This is a genomic window from Micromonospora sp. SH-82 (genome assembly GCF_051132485.1).
Classification (GTDB): Bacteria; Actinomycetota; Actinomycetes; order Mycobacteriales; family Micromonosporaceae; genus Micromonospora.
Genome location: NZ_CP148049.1, coordinates 4277474 through 4294963 on the forward strand (window position 1 = coordinate 4277474; position 17490 = coordinate 4294963).

At 72.7% G+C, this 17490-nt stretch carries 17 protein-coding genes; 3 read left to right on the plus strand and 14 right to left on the minus strand.

Features of this window, described 5'->3' with window-relative positions; all coding sequences use genetic code 11:
* Window positions 1-81 precede the first annotated feature (81 nt).
* Window positions 82-2868: a DEAD/DEAH box helicase gene (locus WHN02_RS19080; RefSeq protein WP_434740072.1), complete on the minus strand. Its 2787-nt coding sequence runs from the start codon at window positions 2866-2868 to the stop codon at window positions 82-84.
* Between the two features lie 77 nt (window positions 2869-2945).
* On the opposite strand from WHN02_RS19080, the gene WHN02_RS19085 reads away from it, so the two are divergent.
* Together WHN02_RS19085 and WHN02_RS19090 are read left to right on the plus strand one after the other, a co-directional pair.
* On the plus strand, window positions 2946-3713 hold the full coding sequence (locus WHN02_RS19085) for an HAD family hydrolase (RefSeq protein WP_434740073.1): 768 nt from the start codon (window positions 2946-2948) through the stop codon (window positions 3711-3713).
* 69 nt (window positions 3714-3782) lie between these two features.
* Window positions 3783-4514, plus strand: coding sequence for a TetR/AcrR family transcriptional regulator (locus WHN02_RS19090; RefSeq protein ID WP_434740074.1), 732 nt, complete (start codon window positions 3783-3785; stop codon window positions 4512-4514).
* Between the two features lie 16 nt (window positions 4515-4530).
* Here WHN02_RS19090 and WHN02_RS19095 read toward each other — a convergent pair whose 3' ends face one another.
* From WHN02_RS19095 to WHN02_RS19125, 7 genes are all read right to left on the minus strand, one after another.
* Window positions 4531-5454: a diacylglycerol kinase gene (locus WHN02_RS19095; protein ID WP_434740075.1), complete on the minus strand. Its 924-nt coding sequence runs from the start codon at window positions 5452-5454 to the stop codon at window positions 4531-4533.
* Between the two features lie 45 nt (window positions 5455-5499).
* Entirely contained in the window at window positions 5500-6624 is a 1125-nt protein-coding gene (locus WHN02_RS19100; RefSeq protein ID WP_434740076.1) for a Vms1/Ankzf1 family peptidyl-tRNA hydrolase, read from the minus strand.
* A gap of 126 nt (window positions 6625-6750) precedes the next feature.
* Window positions 6751-7719, minus strand: a complete 969-nt coding sequence (gene tatC, locus WHN02_RS19105) for a twin-arginine translocase subunit TatC (protein ID WP_434740077.1) — start codon at window positions 7717-7719, stop codon at window positions 6751-6753.
* Window positions 7720-7737: 18 nt separating this feature from the next.
* Window positions 7738-8070 carry a Sec-independent protein translocase subunit TatA gene (tatA, locus tag WHN02_RS19110; RefSeq protein WP_434740078.1) on the minus strand — a complete coding sequence of 111 codons (333 nt, stop codon included), beginning with the start codon at window positions 8068-8070 and terminating at the stop codon, window positions 7738-7740.
* A gap of 196 nt (window positions 8071-8266) precedes the next feature.
* Complete coding sequence (locus tag WHN02_RS19115) at window positions 8267-8509, minus strand: hypothetical protein (RefSeq protein WP_434744008.1); 243 nt, start codon at window positions 8507-8509, stop codon at window positions 8267-8269.
* 59 nt (window positions 8510-8568) lie between these two features.
* Window positions 8569-9561, minus strand: coding sequence for a helix-turn-helix transcriptional regulator (locus WHN02_RS19120; RefSeq protein ID WP_434740079.1), 993 nt, complete (start codon window positions 9559-9561; stop codon window positions 8569-8571).
* Window positions 9558-10556, minus strand: coding sequence for a helix-turn-helix transcriptional regulator (locus tag WHN02_RS19125; RefSeq protein ID WP_434740080.1), 999 nt, complete (start codon window positions 10554-10556; stop codon window positions 9558-9560). Before WHN02_RS19125 ends, WHN02_RS19120 begins: the two co-directional genes overlap by 4 nt.
* Window positions 10557-10754: 198 nt before the next feature.
* Here WHN02_RS19125 and WHN02_RS19130 point away from each other — a divergent pair, with 198 nt between their 5' ends.
* A complete protein-coding gene (locus WHN02_RS19130) occupies window positions 10755-11840 on the plus strand; it encodes a DUF3866 family protein (RefSeq protein ID WP_434740081.1) in 1086 nt (361 codons plus the stop codon).
* A 63-nt stretch (window positions 11841-11903) separates the two neighbouring features.
* Here WHN02_RS19130 and WHN02_RS19135 read toward each other — a convergent pair whose 3' ends face one another.
* The 6 genes from WHN02_RS19135 to dop form a co-directional block, all read right to left on the minus strand.
* A complete protein-coding gene (locus tag WHN02_RS19135; RefSeq protein WP_434740082.1) occupies window positions 11904-12098 on the minus strand; it encodes a hypothetical protein in 195 nt (64 codons plus the stop codon).
* Between the two features lie 61 nt (window positions 12099-12159).
* Window positions 12160-13518, minus strand: a complete 1359-nt coding sequence (gene pafA / locus WHN02_RS19140) for a Pup--protein ligase (RefSeq protein ID WP_350896180.1) — start codon at window positions 13516-13518, stop codon at window positions 12160-12162.
* A 141-nt stretch (window positions 13519-13659) separates the two neighbouring features.
* Window positions 13660-14484 (minus strand): proteasome subunit alpha, encoded by an 825-nt coding sequence (gene prcA / locus WHN02_RS19145; RefSeq protein ID WP_434740083.1) that lies wholly within the window; start codon window positions 14482-14484, stop codon window positions 13660-13662.
* A gap of 61 nt (window positions 14485-14545) precedes the next feature.
* A complete protein-coding gene (gene prcB, locus WHN02_RS19150) occupies window positions 14546-15385 on the minus strand; it encodes a proteasome subunit beta (protein WP_434740084.1) in 840 nt (279 codons plus the stop codon).
* 123 nt (window positions 15386-15508) lie between these two features.
* On the minus strand, window positions 15509-15721 hold the full coding sequence (locus WHN02_RS19155; protein ID WP_350896177.1) for a ubiquitin-like protein Pup: 213 nt from the start codon (window positions 15719-15721) through the stop codon (window positions 15509-15511).
* Window positions 15722-15823: 102 nt separating this feature from the next.
* Window positions 15824-17341 (minus strand): depupylase/deamidase Dop, encoded by a 1518-nt coding sequence (dop, locus tag WHN02_RS19160; RefSeq protein WP_434740085.1) that lies wholly within the window; start codon window positions 17339-17341, stop codon window positions 15824-15826.
* Window positions 17342-17490: the final 149 nt, after the last annotated feature.

The window sequence follows — 17490 nt, forward strand, 5'->3', positions numbered from 1 at the left end:
CGGGTGATGACGGGGTGGTCAAGGGATCACTTATGGGGATGTGCCGGAAAAGCGCTGGGGCGAAATGTCGGTGCCGGTGCCTCAGGTCGCGGCGTGGTAGGCCAGGACTCCCCGGTTGACGGCCGCGATCGCCTGGCGGGCGGTGGCCCGCAGCTGCGTCGAGGCGCCGCCGGAGTCGGAAATCTGACCGAGGAGGTCGACGACCTGCCGGGCCCAGCGGACGAAGTCCCCGGCGGGCATCTCGCCGTCGACCTGGTGGCCGCTGGCGAGTACCTTCGCCAGCGTCTCGCCTCGGGCCCACCGGTAGATCGGCCAGGCGAACCCCAGGTCGGGTTCGCGGGTCACGGCCAGGCCCCGTCCCGCCTCGTCGGCCTCGATGCCGCTCCACAGTTTGAGCGTCTCGTCCACCGCGTCGGCGACGCCACCGCGTGGCAGCGACGCCCGCTCGTCGGTGTCGCGGCGGGCCTCGAAGACCACCACCGAGACGGCCGAGGCCAGCTCCGCAGGGGACAGTCCGTCCCACACCCCGGACCGGAGGCACTCGGCGACCAGCAGGTCCGCCTCGCTCCAGATCCGGCCGAGCATCCGCCCCGCGTCGGTGACCGTCCCGTCGGCGGTGAGGTATCCCCGCCCGGTCAGCAGGGCGACGATCAGGTCGAAGGTACGGGCCAGCGAACCGGTCCGCCCGGCGACGCGCTGGCGCAGTTCGTCGGTGTCGCGTTCGAGGCGACGGCGGCGTTCCGCCCAGCGGGCGTGCTCCTCCCGGTCCGGGCAGGCGTGGCAGGGGTGTCGGCGCAGCTCGCTGCGGAGCTGGGTGAGCCGGTGGTCCTCGCCGTTGCCCCGGCCCCGGCTGCGGCGGCTGCCCCGCCGGTCCAGGCCGGTGGCGCTGATCTGCGCGGCGAGGTCGCGTCGGGCGGCCGGGAGGCGGTGGTTGAAGTGCTTGGGGACCCGGATCCGGGCGAGGACCTCCGCGGGGGTGGTGAAGTCGGCGGGGGTGACCCGTCCGGCCCACCGGTCCTGGGTGAGCACCAGCGGTCGCGGCTCACCGAAGCCCCCGGTGGCCGGGTCGAGGACCACGGCCAGGCCGGCGCGGCGTCCCGAGGGCACCCGGATCACGTCACCGACGCGCAGCCGTTCCAGTGCGGTGACCGCCTGGGCCCGGCGCTGGTGCTGTCCCTCCCGGGCCAGGGCCCGCTCCCGGTCGCCGATGGCCATGCGGAGGGCGAAGTACTCGTCGAAGTTCCCGTGGTGGCACTCGGCCTCGACGCCGTACGCCTCGACGGTCTCGGTGTTGCGCTGCACCTGCCGGGCCAGGCCGACCACCGACCGGTCGGCCTGGAACTGGGCGAACGACGACTCCAGCAGCGCCCGGGCGGGCTGCGCCCCGACGCTGCCGACCAGGTTCACCGCCATGTTGTACGACGGTCGGAAGCTGGAGCGCAGTGGATAGGTCCGGGTGGAGGCGAGGCCGGCCACGTGCCGGGGGTCGGTCTCGGGGGACCACACCACCACGGCGTGTCCCTCGACGTCGATGCCGCGCCGCCCGGCCCGCCCGGTGAGCTGCGTGTACTCCCCCGGGGTCAGGTCGACGTGGGCCTCCCCGTTGTACTTGACCAGCCGTTCGAGCACGACGCACCGGGCCGGCATGTTGATGCCCAGGGCCAGGGTCTCGGTGGCGAAGACCGCCTTGACGAGGCCTCTGACGAAGAGTTCCTCGACGATCTCCTTGAAGGCGGGCAGCATGCCGGCGTGGTGGGCGGCCAGGCCGCGCTCCAGGCCGTCGAGCCACTGCCAGTAGCCGAGCACCGTCAGGTCCTCGCCGGGGATGGCGGTGATCCGGGACTCGACGACCTGGCGGATCTCGGTGCGCTCCTCCGGGGAGGTCAGGCGCAGCCCGGCGGCGAGGCACTGCTGCACGGCCGCGTCGCACCCGGCCCGGCTGAAGATGAACAGGATCGCCGGGAGCAGCCCCTCCCGGTCGAGGCGGTCGACGATGTCCGGGCGCAGCGGGCCCTTCCAGCGGGGGCCGCGGCGACCCCAGCCGGCCCCCCGCCCGTCGGCGACCTCCAGTCGACGCAGCGTGTCGCGGGTGTAGCGGAGCAGTTCGGGGTGGACGTCGTGTTTGCGGGCGGCGTCGGCGTCGTGGAACAGGTCGAACATCCGCTTGCCGACGAGCATGTGCTGCCACAGGGGCACCGGGCGGTGCTCGCTGACCACCACGGCGGTCTCACCGCGGACGGTGACCAGCCAGTCGGCGAACTCCTCGGCGTTGGAGACGGTGGCCGACAGGGAGACCAGGGTGACCGATTCGGGCAGGTGGATGATCACCTCTTCCCAGACCCCGCCGCGGAACCGGTCGGCGAGGTAGTGCACCTCGTCCATCACCACGTACGCCAGGCCGTCCAGGGTGCTCGACGCCGCGTACAGCATGTTGCGCAGCACCTCGGTGGTCATCACCACCACCGGAGCGTCGCCGTTGACGGCGTTGTCCCCGGTGAGGAGGCCGACCTGGTCGGCGCCGTAGCGGTCCACCAGGTCGTGGTACTTCTGGTTGGACAACGCCTTGATCGGGGTGGTGTAGAAGCACTTGCGTCGAGGTCCGGCGGTCGCCTCCGACGGCGCAGACCCCGACGGCGCAGGCTCCGACAGCGCCAGGTGGACGGCGAACTCACCGACCACGGTCTTGCCCGCCCCGGTGGGCGCGCAGACCAGCACCCCGCTGCCCCGTTCCAGGGCCTGGCAGGCCTCCCGCTGGAAGTCGTCGAGGTCGAACCCCACCCCCAGGGCGAACTCGTGCAACGCCGGAAACTCGTTGGCCTGCGCGGCGCGACGGCGCGCGGCGGCGTACCGCTCGGCGGGGCTCGACATGGCACCAAGATTAGTGCGTCCCGTCTCCGGCGGCCCCTCAAGGCCGTCCGGTGGACCCCACGAAGGGGGTCGGTAGGGTGCACGGCGTGTCGGATCATGCCGAACCACCCTCGTCCCGCACCGCCGAGCCGTACCGCCGCCCCGTCGCGGCGGTGCTGTTCGACTTCCACGGCACCCTCGCCCAGGTGGAGGAGCCGCACGAGTGGGTGCTGGCCGCCGCACGGGAGTGCGGGGCGACCCTGGACCGGATCAAGGCCACCTCGCTGGCCGATCGGTTGGTGACGGCCGGGCGTGCGGGCGGTCCCCTGCCCGCCCGGGTGCCGCCCCGGCTGGCCGAGCTCTGGGCCGACCGGGACCTCTACGAGCACGCGCACCGGGCGGCGTACACCGGGTTGGCCGAGACCGTCGACGCCGGGATCGAGGGGTTCGCCGAGGCGCTCTACGACCGGGTCCTGCGCCCCGACGGGTGGGTGCCGTATCCGGATACCCGGCCGGTCCTGGCCGCGTTGCGGGAGGCCGGGGTGCGGGTCGGGGTGGTCAGCAACATCGGGTTCGACGTCCGTCCCCTGTTCGCCGCGTGGGACCTCGACGGCCTCGTCGACGCGTACGCGCTCTCCTACGAGGTGGGGCGCTGCAAGCCCGACCCGGGGATCTTCCTGCGGGCCTGCGGGATGCTCGGGGTGGACCCGGAGGAGACGGTGATGGTCGGGGACACCCCGGCCGACGCGGGGGCGGTGGCGGCCGGGTGTGCGGTGCTGGTGCTGCCGGCCGCCGGGCCGGGCCGACGCAGCGGGCTCGGCGCGGTGCTCGACCTGGCCGTTCGCCCGCCGACGGCGAGGGGTTAGCGGCGCTAGTGTCCCCCTGTGAGCAGTGTTGGCTAGCACTGCTTTCATGATCGCGTTATCGTCGTTGTCATGATCAGCGCCGCTCCGTCACGGGACCGGATCGTCCGGGCCGCAGCAGCCCTGCTCGTCGAGGGTGGACGGGCGGCGGTCACCACCCGGGCGGTGGGTCGGGCAGCCGGTGCGCAGGCCCCGACCATCTACCGGCACTTCGGCGACATGCGGGGCCTGCTCGACGCGGCGGCCAGCTACCGGTTCGCCGAGTACCTGCACGCCGAGGCCGCCGACGGCCCCGCCGGAGACCCGGTGGACGACCTCCGCCGGGGGTGGGACGTCCAGGTCGGATTCGGGGTGGCCGAGCCGGCCTGCCACGCCCTGATGTACGGCGACCCCGACCCCGGGCGAACCCCCACCGCCGCCCGGGTGGCCGCCGACATCCTGCACCAGCTGGTGCAGCGGGTCGCCGAGGCGGGACGGCTGCGCACCGCCGTGACCGAGGCGACAGCCGTCCTGCACGCCGCCGCCTGCGGGACCACCCTGGCACTGATCCGCACCCCGCCGGTCGACAGGGACCTCGGGCTGTCCACCCGTACCCGGGAGGCGCTGCTCGCCACCCTGGTCACCGACTCCGTCGCCGCCCGCGCGCTGGCCACCCGAACGGCCGACCCGGCCCGGCACGCCGTCGCCCTGCGTGCCGCGCTGCCCGGTCTCACCCCGCAGCGCTTCACCTCGGCCGAGGCCGGCCTGCTCACCGAGTGGCTCGACCGGCTCACCGACCCCGCCGACCCGCCCGCGTCACCGTAGTGTCCGCGCCGCCCGCTCAGGACAGCAGGCGCAGGGCACCCGGTACGGCGGTCACCGTGACGGGCAGGTCGAGGGCGCGTTCCCCGTCGACGTAGGTGGTGATCCCCTCGGCGACCAGTTCCACCGTCCGGGCCCGGTAGGTGTGCACCAGCGGATGCTCCACATGGGTGCCCCGGTACAGGCGCGGCTTGACCCGCAGCAGGGTCCTCCTGTCGAACCGGCCGCCGACGACGACGTCGAGCAGCCCGTCGGTCAGGTCGGCGTAGGGGCAGATCCGCATGCCGCCGCCGTAGGAGGTGCCGTTGCCCACCGCCACCAGCACCGCCTCCACCCGATGTTCGACGCCGTCCAGGCGCAGGGTGTAGCGGCGGGGCCGGAGTCGGGCCAGCTCCGCGAGGATCGCCAGGTCGTACCGGCGGGGTCCCCTGGGGAAGCGCATCCGGTTGGCCCGTTCGCTGACGATCGCGTCGAACCCGGCGGCGAGGACCGTCCCGAACCACCGTCCCGCACCGTCGGGGCCCGTCATCCGGGCCAGGTCCACCGGCCGGGTCCGCCCGGAGCGCAACGCCGCGACGACGGCGTCCGCCGCCGCCCGGGGATCGGCCGGCACCGCGAGGTCGGCCGCGAAGTCGTTGCCGGTGCCCGCCGGCACCACCCCGAAGGGCACCCCGGCACCGGCGACCGCCTGCACCGCGCGGTGCACGGTGCCGTCCCCGCCGACGGCCACCACGGCACCGACCCCGGCCGTGACGGCGGCCCGGCATTCGGCCTCGGCCGCCTCGACGGTGCGGGCGGTGAGCACCCGCACCGGACGGTCCACGGCACCCAACCGACACACCACGTCGGGTAGCAGGTCACGGTGCCGGCCCCGGCCGGCCGACGGGTTGAGCAGGACGGCCACCGGGGCGTCGGCGCGGGACAGTCGGTCGGCGTCGGTCACGGCCAGCACCGTACCGCCGACCGACCGTCCACGGGGGGCCGGTGATCAGGCGGTGGGGGTACTCGCGTCGGCGTAACGCAACACCGCGCCGATGTCGTCACGCAGCGGGACCTGCTCCCGGTCGACCAGGACCAGTTGGGTTCCGGTGCCGACCACCGCCCGCAACAGCGCCGCGTCCGCGCGTACCTCGACCGGGTCCTGGACACCGGCGGCGCGCAACTCGGCCGCCTCCACCGCCAGGGCCATCGGGTCGTCCGGGGACACCCAGAGCCGCTCGGTCGAGTCGGGAACGTCGGCCATCAGCACCGTGTCGGCCTGCCCCCGGCGCAACACGTCCACCACCGCCGACAGGCCGGCGCTGGCCCCGTCGTCGGCGCGCTGCGCCCGGAACCGGTCGACCACGGCCCGGGTGTGGCGTTCGGCGACCTCGGTGACGGCGGTGTCGGTCACCTCGTCGAGCCCCGCCGGGTCCGCCCCCGGCCCCCGGGAACCCAGGTCGGTCCGGACGGTCCGCTCCTGCCAGCGGACCGGTAGCTGCTCGACCACCTGCTGGGCCGCCCGGACGTCACCACCCACCACGATCGCCTCGGCGTCGACCGTCTCGGCCAGGTCGGCCGCCGCGGCGGCGACGTCACCGGCGTTACGCCGCCACGACTCCTGCGCGGCCTGCTGGAAACGGCTGTGCGACCAGCCACCCGCGTTGACCTTGCGCAGCGGCCACTGTTCACCGCCGTCGACGGTCTGCTCCCGGGGGGTCCCGCCGACGCACTGCCCGGACAGGTCGGCTCCGGTCCGGTCGGCGAGCACCTGGACGTAGGGCACCTGCCGGCCCCGCTGGGCGACCAGCGGCATGGCGTGGGGCAGCGGCCCGTACGCGGCCACGTCGACCGGGGGCGGCGCGGCCAACGGCTCGACGAGCACCACCTCACCGTCGCGGGCGAACATCGCCAGTCCGTGCCGCCCCGCCAGGAAGGGAGGTTGCCGCAGCGTGGTGTCGAGCGCGTCCAGGGTGGCCTGGTCGGCCCCCTCGGCGGTCAACTGCTCACGTAGGGCCCGCCAGCGCAGGTCGACCTCGTGACCGGCGTTCTCGCCGGTGCGGCTCGCGTCGAGGTAAACCGAGGCCCAGGGGCCCGGCTCGGCGAACAGGGGACGGAGGAAAGCAAGCTCCATGACACACCTTTCGTCGGGTCCGTGGCTCACCTCCTACCCCGACCGGGGGCGATCATCACGGGCCTGCCGAAAACCGCTACGACCCGCCCCGGTGCTCGCGGGCGGGTCGTGGCGGTACGCGGGCGGTCAGGTCACGTCGTCGTACCGACGCTCGATCGACGTCGGTGGGGTGACCGGATCCGGTCGGGCGATCGACTCGGGCGCGGCGACCGGGGCGGATGCCTCGACGCGCTGACCCGCGGCGACCGGCTCCCGGTCGACGTCCAGCGGGGAGGCCGCGTCGTCGTCGACACCGGCGTACATCTCCTTGCCGCGCCCCTTGCGCCGGTCGTTGAGGAACGCCACACCCACCGCGATGAAATAGAGCAGGCACAGGCACAACGCCAACAGGATCATGCCGAACGGCCCGGGGTCGGGGGTGGCCACCGCCGCGAAGGCGAAGCAGATGAACACCACGACCCGCCACCAGCTGAGCAGCCGGCGGGCGCTCACCACCCCGGTGAAGTTCAACATCAACAGGGTGAGGGGGAACTCGAAGGCCACCCCGAACAGCAGGATCATGTTGGTGACGAAGGAGATGTAACGGGTCACCTCGAGCTGGGAGTCGGTGCCTGTGACACCGGCCTCCAACAGGAACGCCAACCCCTTGTCGACCACGAAGTACGCCAGGAGCGACCCGGCGGCGAACAGCGGGGCCGCGATGGCCACGAAGACGTACGCCCACTTGCGTTCGTGCCGGTGCAGACCCGGGGCGATGAACGCCCACAGCTGGTAGAGCCAGACCGGCCCGCCGAGGATCAACCCGACCCAGAGGGCGATCTTGAGCTTGAGGACGAACCCGTCCGCCGGGGAGAGCATCAGGAAGTTCTGACACTCCCCGTCGACCGTCATCCCGGGGAGTCGGCAGTACGGCTGGGCCAGCAGGTCGAACACGTCCTGGGCGACGACGAACCCGGCGATCAGCCCGACCGCCACCGCCAGGGAGGCACGGAACAGGCGGGTGCGCAGCTCACGGATGTGCTCGATGAGGGTCATCGAGCCGTCGGAGGCCCGCTCGAAGGTGCTCGGGCCGCGCTTCTTCAGGGCGAAGGCCACGGGGGTGAGGCCCTTCGGTCAGTTGTCGCGGGTGCGCTGCACCGGGTCGACGACCGGGGGCGCGTACGGCTGCTGCTGGGGGGCGGCGTACTGCTGCTGTTGCTGCTGCGGATTCTGCGGGTGGAACGGCTGGCCCTGCGCGGGCGGCTGCTGCTGCAACGGCTGGTAACCGGCCTGCGCGTCGGCCTTGTCGGCCAGGTTGTCGTCGTCACGCAGGCTCTTCGTCTCGGCCTTGATGATCCGCAGCGACCGGCCGAGCGACCGGGCCGCGTCGGGCAGCCGCTTCGCGCCGAAGAGAAGGATCAGCACAACCACGAGAACGGCGATGTGCCACGGCTTCAGGGCGTGCATCGGAAGCTCCAGTCGCTCTGTGTCTCCACCAGGGTGGCTCGGCGACCATCGTACGTGCGAAACGGGGCCGTGCCATCCGCCGGGCGGGGTGGTTCGTCCCGGCCGGTGAAGTCTCGACCACGGTGGGATCTCCCGTCAACCACCTGCACCGCCCGGTGGGAGCCGGTGCCGACCCCACCCGAGGGGGTGCCGACGGTCAGCCACCCCGCTTGGCGTTGATCACGGCGATCCGGCGCTGGGCGGTGACGACCTTGTCCTGGAGTGCCTCGGCCCGCTGTTGGAGCGCCTCGGCCGACGCACGCAGCGTCTCCGCCTCGGCCGCCCGTGCCTGCAGGATCGTCGCCGCATGGCGCAACCCGTTCAACCGGACCAGCACCGGACGGGCGACCAGGGCCAACACGACCAGCGCGAACAACACCACCGCGAGCACGATCCACATCACCACCGGGTCAGCGTACCGACCGGCGGCGCCCGGCGCCCGGCAGGCCGGACCCGGGGTCACCCGACGGCGGGAGCGGGCAGGTCGGTGTACGCGTCGAGGGCCGCGACGGCCTGGGCGCGTACCTGCTCGACGAGTTCGTCGGGGGCCACCACCGTGACGTCCGACCCCAGGCCCAGCACGAACCGGCGGGCCCAGCCGAGGTCGGTGACCCGCATCGAGACCAGCCACCTGTCCCCGTCACCACGCTCCACCCGCTCGCAGGGGTAGTACTCGGTGATCCACCGCCCGCCCCGACCCACCCGCAGGGTGATCAGCGGCAGGTCGGGGGCGGGGCGGAACACCCCGTCGGTGAGGTCGGTGCGACGGGCCTGCGACGGGACGGCGGCCACCTCGTCGAGTTCGGTGAAGGCGTCGATGCGGTCGGCCCGGAACAGGCGTACCGCCTCGGCCCGACGGCACCACGCCTCCACGTACGCCCGGCCCTCGACGGAGAGCATCCGCAGCGGGTCGATGACCCGTTCACTGGTCTCGTCCCGGGCGGCGGTGTAGTACGTGATGGTCAACGCCCGCCCCCGCTGCACGGCGTCGCGCAGCTCACGGACCCGCTCGTCGTCACCGGCCAGCCGGACCGCGACGGGGGCGCCGGCCAGGTCACCGACCGCGTTCTCGATCTTGGCGAGGGCGCGCTCCACAGCGTCCCGGTTAGCCACCCCGGGGGTCTCGGCGAGCATCCGCAACGCCACCACCAGGGCCAACGCCTCGTCGGGGGTCAACCGCAACGGCCGGTCGATGCCCGCGTCGTAGGTGATGGTGACCCGGTCACCGTCGAACGCCATGTCGATGAGGTCACCGGGACCGTAACCGGGCAGCCCGCACACCCAGAGCAGCTCCAGGTCCTCGCGCAGCTGCCGCTCGGTGACGCCCAGGTCCCCGGCCGCCTCGGCGATCTCGATACCGGGCCGGGCCAGCAGGTAGGGCACCAGGTTCAGCAACCGGGCGAGCCGGTCGGCGGAGGCCCGGGAACCACTCCGGGCGGACGGGCGGGTCACCGGACCCCTCCGGCGGGCGCCAACTCGGCGTGCCGGGCGACTATCTCCCGGAGCCGGTGCACGACCGCGTCGCGGACCTCGGGAGGGTCGAGCACCCGCACGTCCGGGCCGTACCCGACCAGCTGACCGGCGAGGGACTCCGGGTCGGCGTACGGCAGGACGAGCCGGTCGCCCTCCGGGCCGCTGCCGGACTGCACCGCCCAGCGCCGCAGACCGGCGGCCCGTCCGGGGGCGACCAGCACCGTCGCCCGACCGGTCCGCTCCACCGGCCCCGACCAGCGGGCCACGTGACTGATCAGATCCACCCCGACGGGCGGCTGGTAGGCGTCGGCCTTCGCGCCCGTGCGGACCGCGCCGACCATCCGGGACAGCCGGAAACACCGGGTCGCGGCCCGGTCCAGGTCGTGTCCGACCACGTACCAGCGGCCCCGCCAGCAGACCACCCCCCACGGCTGCACCCGGCGGCGGGTCGGGGCGTCCTGGTCGGGCACCCGGTAGTCGAAGCTCACCTCACGCCGGTCCCGGGCGGCGGTGGTCAACGGGGCGAACGCGGGGTCGACGGTCACCATCGGCTCCAGGCCGAGGGTGGCCTGCGGGTCCACGTCCACCCCGGCCGCGCGCAGCTTCGCCAACCCGGAGGAGGCGGCGGCGGAGAGCCCGGCGTGCTGCCACAGACGGGCGGCGATGCCGACGGCTGCGGCCTCACCCGGGTCCAGCGGGATGTCGGGCAGGGCGTACTCGCGGGGGGCGATCCGGTAGCCGGGCTCGGCGTCGAAGACGCTCGCCGTCCCGGTCTCCAGGGGTACGCCCAACTCCCGCAGCTCGGCCTTGTCCCGCTCGAACTTGCGCTGGAAGGCCTCGTGGTCCTTCGGATCGTCGGGGTCGTGCTCGTATCCGGGCACTGTCGCAGCGATCTGCGCGGCGGTCAGGAACCGTCGCGTGGACAGCAGGCAGATCACCAGGTTGACCAGGCGTTCGGTGCGGTTCCGCGACACGGCCCAAACGCTAGCAGCCCACCCGCAGCCCCCACACACCCCACCGCCCCTCCGCCGCCGCCTGCCACCCCCTGCTGCGTCGATGGAGGGGTTCGCGTCGGATCGGAGGGCGTCGCTGACGCAAACCCCTTGATCGACTCGACCCCACACCGGCCCCGGGGCCGGTGTGGCGGGTGGGACCGACTAGCGTGCCGGGCTATGGTGCGATGGCGGTCCGGTACGGTCACGACCCTGCGCCGGCAGTGGTCCGGGGCGACGGAACTCGAGGTACGGCTGACCGACGGGACCCCGATGCGGGCCCTGGCCTACCCCCACCTGGTGGGCCACCCCGAGCCCGGGGACCGGGTGCTGCTCAACGCCGGGGCGCTGCTGATGGGGCTGGGCACCGGTGGGTATGCCCTGGTCGTGGCGCTGCCCGACCGGCTGCCCGCCGACCCGCCGCAGGTGGTCGACTCCCGCGACGCCGGACACCTGGTCAAGGCCCGCTACACCCCGTTGCAGCCGATCCTGCTCGGGGTCGACGAGGAGGCCTCCCCGCACCGGGAGGTACTGGCCACCGCCGACAGCCTCGACGGGATGCCGGTGGTCACCGCCGACCTGCACTCGGCGCTGCCGGCCGTCCTCGCCGGCATCCGCGCCGACGCCCCCGACGCCCGGGTGGCGTACCTGCTCACCGACGGCGGGGCGCTGCCCGCCTGGTTCTCCCGCACGCTGGACGGACTCCGCGACCACCTCGTCGGCACGGTCAGCGTCGGGCAGGCGTTCGGCGGCGACCTGGAGGCCGCCACCCTGCACACCGGGCTGCTCGCCGCCCGACACGTGCTGCACGCCGACGTCGCGATCGTCGCCCAGGGACCCGGCAACCTCGGCACCGGAACCCGGTGGGGATTCTCCGGCGTGGCCGTCGGGGAGGCGGTCAACGCCGTCGCCGTGCTCGGCGGCCGGGCCGTCGGCTCCCTGCGGATCTCCGACGCCGACCTGCGCCCCCGGCACCGGGGGGTGTCCCACCACAGCCTGACCGCGTACGGGCGGGTTGCCCTCGCCCCCGCCGACCTCGTCGTCCCCGAGGGGCTCGAACCGGCGCTGGCCGCGCAGGTCGACGCCGCGCTCGCCGGGCTGGGCGACCGACACCGGCTGGTACGGGTCCACACCGAAGGGCTCGACGCCGCCCTGCGCGCCGCACCGGTGACCCTGTCCACCATGGGCCGGGGACTCGACGCCGACCACGCGTACTTCGTGGCCGCCGCTGCCGCCGGCCGCCACGCGGTGAGCCTGCTCGGCTGACCTCGAAGGCCGACGGGGAGCCGCCGGGCGGCTACCGACGGGAGCCTGCGGCGGGCGGGCGGCTCAGGCCAGGAAGACCAGGGCCAGCCAGCCGCCGACCATCGCCGCCAGGGCGACCGCCAACACCCAGGTGGGGACCGTGTACTCACCACGGCGGTTACGGGCGATCTCGTCGCGGATCCGCTCCCGACGGCGGTCGACCCAGTTGCGGGGCTCGACGTCGTCGCCGGGACGGTCCGGAGGCTCAACACTCGTCATGACCCGACCAGCGTACCGGTGGTCGGTACGACCCCCACCGGTACGCCCGCTCGTCGTCGGGTCACATGCTGGCGATCAACCGCTCCACCCGCTCGTCGTACGCCCGGAACGGGTCCTTGCACAGGACGGTCCGCTGCGCCTGGTCGTTGAGCTTGAGGTGCACCCAGTCGACGGTGAAGTCCCGCCGCTTCTCCTGGGCGTGCCGGATGAACTCGCCCCGCAGCCGCGCCCGGGTCGTCTGCGGCGGGGTCTCCTTCGCCTCGAAGATCTCCGGGTCGGTACTGACCCGGTCCACCTGACCGCGCCGCTCCAGCAGGCCGTACAGGCCCCGCCCCCGCCGCAGGTCGTGGTAGGCCAGGTCCATCTGGGCCACCCGGGGGTGCGACAGCGGCAGGTCGTGCTTGCGCTGGTACCGCTCGATCAGCTTCAGCTTGGAGACCCAGTCGATCTCCCGGGCCACCGGGTCCAGGTCGCCGGTCTCCACCGCGCGCAGCACCCGACCCCACAGCTCCACCACCCGCTTGGCGGTCTGGTCCCCGCCCCGGCGCTCGACGAACTCGGTCGCCTTGGCCAGGTACTCCTGCTGGATGTCCAGGGCGCTGACCTCCTTGCCGGAGGCCAGTCGCACCTTGCGTCGCCCGGTGATGTCGTGCGACACCTCCCGGATCGCCCGGATCGGGTTCTCCAGGGAGAGGTCCCGCATCACCACCCCCGCCTCGATCATCCGCAGCACGATGTCGGCGGTACCCACCTTCAGCAGGGTGGTGACCTCGTTCATGTTGGAGTCGCCGACGATCACGTGCAGCCGCCGGTACCGTTCGGCGTCGGCGTGCGGCTCGTCGCGGGTGTTGATGATCGGCCGGCTGCGGGTGGTCGCCGAGGAGACCCCCTCCCAGATGTGCTCCGCCCGCTGGGAGAGGCAGTACACCGCCCCACGGGGGGTCTGGAGCACCTTGCCCGCCCCACAGATCAACTGGCGGGTCACCAGGAACGGGATCAGCACGTCGGCCAGCCGACCGAACTCGCCGTGCCGGGACACCAGGTAGTTCTCGTGGCAGCCGTACGAGTTGCCGGCCGAGTCGGTGTTGTTCTTGAACAGATAGATCTCGCCCGCGATGCCCTCGTCGTGCAGCCGCTTCTCCGCGTCGACGAGCAGGCCCTCCAGGATCCGCTCGCCGGCCCGGTCGTGGGTCACCAGGTCCACCACCGAGTCGCACTCCGGTGTCGCGTACTCCGGGTGCGAACCCACGTCCAGGTACAACCGGGCCCCGTTACGCAGGAACACGTTGCTCGACCGGCCCCACGAGACCACCCGCCGGAACAGGTACCGGGCGACCTCGTCGGGCGACAGCCGACGCTGCCCCCGGTAGGTGCAGGTGACGCCGTACTCGGTCTCGAGGCCGAAGATTCGCCGCTCCATGATGTGACACTAGCCGCCCGAAGCCCCAGATGGGCACTGCTCGCCTCCGGGGAAACCGCCCACACCGCCCGGACGGCACCCCGAACGGGCGTCACCGGCCCCGTCGACCGTCCACTTCGCCGCGACCGTCGTCGCGAACTGTTACTTCTGCGGCGTCTCGCCGTCCTGTCCCTCCAGGTCGGCCGAGCCCGCCGACGAGGTCGGCTTCCCCGCCTCCTGCGTCGGCGTCGGCGGCGTGTCCGCCTTGCTCGACACCGCAGGCTCCGCGTCGCCGTCGAGCAGGGCGGTCAGCGCCGCCCCGGTGACCCGACGGAAGGTCCGCCCCACCCGGCGCCGGTCCAGCACCGCCACCTCGAGCTGTTCGGCGGCGATGGTCCGGGCCGCGCCCTGCTCGCCCCCGACGCTGCTCAACGCCTGCACCGCCACCTTGACCGCCTCGCCGAGGGACATCTCCGGACGGTGGTGGGACTTCAGCACCCCGGTGATCGCCTCGGCCTGACCACCCATCGCCATCCGGCCCGGCTCGTCGTTGACCGACCCGTCGTAGGTGAGCCGGTAGAGCTCGTCGTCGGCGGCGCTGGCCCCGACCTGCGCCACGCAGATCTCCACCTCGAACGGCTTGGACTGCTCGGTGAAGATCGTGCCGAGGATCTGGGCGAAGGCGTTGGCCAGGGCGCGACCGGTCACGTCCCGACGGTCGTAGGCCAGGCCGTTGAGGTCGGCGGTACGGACCCCGAAGCGGCGCAGGTTCTCGAACTCGTTGTACCGGCCGACGGCGGCGAAGCCGATCCGGTCGTAGATCTCACTGACCTTGTGCAGGGCGCTGGAGAGGTTCTCCGCGACGAAGAGCACCCCGTCGTCGTAGCTCAGGACCACCGCGCTGCGGCCCCGGGCGATGCCCTTGCGGGCCAGCTCGGAGCGGTCGCGCATGATCTGCTCGGGCGAGGCGTAGAACTGCATGGCCACGGCGGCGGTTCTCCTTCAGGGCACGTGGGTGACGACTGGTTGCGGTGGACGGCGGCGGGCGTCAGCCGCCCGGGTTCTCCCGGCGGGCGGTGACCACGCTCTCGGCCAGCGCGGAGATCTCCTCCTCACCGAGGCGGTGGGTGCCCTCGGCCGTCGCGGTCATCACCACCGGGTAGATCCGGCGGATCAGGTCCGGCCCGCCGGTGGCCGTGTCGTCGTCGGCGGCGTCGTAGAGCGCGTCCACCGCCAGCCGGACGGCCTCGTCGACGGTGATGCCCGGCCGGTACCGCTTCTTCAGCGCCGACTTGGCGAAGATCGATCCGGAGCCGACCGCGTCGTAGCCGTACTCCTCGTAGGGGCCGCCGGTGACGTCGAAGCTGAAGATCCGGCCGGCCCGGGTCGGGTCGGTCGCGGCGAGGTCGTAGCCGGCGAACAGCGGCACCACCGCGAGACCCTGCATCGCCGCGCCCAGGTTGCCCCGGATCATCGCGGCCAGCCGGTTGGCCTTGCCGTCGAGGGAGAGCATCGCGCCCTCGATCTTCTCGTAGTGCTCCAGCTCCACCTGGAACAGTCGCATCATCTCCAGCCCGATCGCCGCCGAACCGGCGATCCCGACCAGGGAGTACGCGTCGGCCGGGTGGACCTTCACCATGGTCCGCTGGGCGATCATGTTGCCCATGGTGGCCCGCCGGTCACCGGCCAGCACCACCCCGTCCGAGGCGGAGATTGCCACGATGGTGGTGGCGTGCGGCGACAGCTCGGCGGCCGTGCCGGGCGGCAGCGGCCGCCGTCCCGGCAGCATCTCGGGGGCGACCCGGCTCAGGAAGGTGGTGAAGGAGGACGTCCCCGAGTCGGTGAACGCAACTGGTAGACGCCCGGATGGATCGAAAGCCGCTGCCACGTGGTTCCTCTCAGGTACGTGATCGCCCCGGCCGGCCGCGCAGATCTGTCACGGCCCGGCCGGGGCCACCGTTGCAGATGAAGCAGACTATCCCGCGCACCCGCCCGGCGCGATCATCGAGTCTCACTCGCCGCCTTTTTGGACGTAACCCCGCACGAACTCCTCGGCGTTCTCCTCCAGGACGGAGTCGATCTCGTCGAGGAGGTCGTCGACGTCCTCGGTGATCTCGGCGTGCCGCTCGGCGACCTCCGGGTTCGCCTCGGTGGTGACGTCCTCGATCTCCTCGGTCTCCCGGGACCGGCCCGACTGGGACTGCCCGCCGTCACGAGTGGCCATCTGGTGCCTCCTGCATGGTCGCTGTCACCTGCACGGTCTCCTGCGATGAACTTACCTCGCGGGAGCCGGTAAGAGACCCCCGCGAACGCCGCCGACGCGCCCTCAGCCGCCCGACAGCGACTCCAACAGGTCCTTGGCGCTCTCGCACCTGTCGAACAGCGCACCGACGTGCTGACGGGTGCCGCGCTCGGGCTCCATCATCGGCACCCGCACCAGCGACTCCCGCCCCACGTCGAAGATCACCGAGTCCCAGCTCGCGGCCACCACCTCGGAGGCGTACTGGCCCAGGCACCGGCCGCGGAAGTAGGCCCTGGTGTCCTCCGGGGGCTCGGTCATCGCGGTCCGGGTCAGCTCGGCGTCCAGCAGCGTCTTCATCGAACCGCGCTGCACCAGCCGGTGGTAGAGGCCCTTCTCCGGCCGGACGTCGGAGTACTGCAGGTCGACCAGTTGCAGCTTGTGCGAACCCCAGGAGAGGTTCTCCCGCTCCCGGTAGCCCTCCAGCAGACGCAGCTTCGCCACCCAGTCCAGCTCGTCGGCGCAGAGCATCACGTCGCGGCCGAGCCGGTCCAGGACCGCCTCCCAACGGGCCAGGACGTCGAGGGTCTGCTCGTCGGCGTCCGCGCCGTACCGCTCGTCCACGAAGGAACGGACCCGCTCGTAGTACGCCCACTGCACGTCCAACGCGGTCAGTCGACGACCGTCGCGCATCCGCATCCGGTGGGTCAGCGACGGGTCGTGGCTGACCGCCCGCAACTCGCCGACCGGGTCGGCGATGCCCAGGTCCGGGGTGAGGGCCTTCTCCTCGATCATGGTGAGGATCAGCGCGGTGGTGCCGAGCTTGAGGTACGTGGAGGTCTCCGACAGGTTCGCGTCCCCGATGATGACGTGCAGGCGTCGGTACTTGTCGGCGTCGGCGTGCGGCTCGTCCCGGGTGTTGATGATGGGGCGCTTGAGGGTGGTCTCCAGCCCCACCTCCACCTCGAAGAAGTCGGCCCGCTGGGAGATCTGGAAACCGCTCTGCCCGCCGTCCTGACCGATGCCGACCCGCCCGGCACCGGCCACGATCTGCCGGGTGACGAAGAACGGCGTGAGGTACGTGACGATGTCGGCGAACGGCGTCTGACGGCGCATCAGGTAGTTCTCGTGGGCCCCGTAGCTGGCGCCCTTGTTGTCGGTGTTGTTCTTGTAGAGGTGGATCGGTTGGGTGCCCGGGATGGTGGCGGCCCGCCGGGCGGCCTCGGCCATCACCCGCTCCCCCGCCTTGTCCCACCGGACCAGGTCGAGGGGGTTGGTCACCTCGGGGGTGGAGTACTCGGGGTGGGCGTGGTCGACGTAGAGCCGCGCACCGTTGGTGAGGATGACGTTGGCCAGCCCGAGGTCCTCGTCGGCGAGCGCCTCCGCCGGGTCGTACACGGCTCCCGAGTAGGTGAAGCCACGGGCGTCGCGCAGCGGCGACTCCTCCTCGTAGTCCCAGCGGGCCCGGCCGCCACGGTTGAGTTCCGGGCGCGCCCCGTAGGCGTTGACCACCTGCGAGGAGGTGACCATCGGGTTGGCACCGACCTGACCGGGCACGGAGATGCCGTACTCGACCTCGGTGCCCATGATCCGTCTCACGCTCATCGAAATACCCGTTCCGCTCGCCCGACCGGTCCCCCGTCATGTCGAGCGTAGTCCGCGCGGGACGCGATGGTGAGGTGGCGGCCGGACGGCGGGTCGCCGCCGGCGGGGTCGGCCGGTACGGCCGGTACGCGCGAGGCCCGCGACGCGTC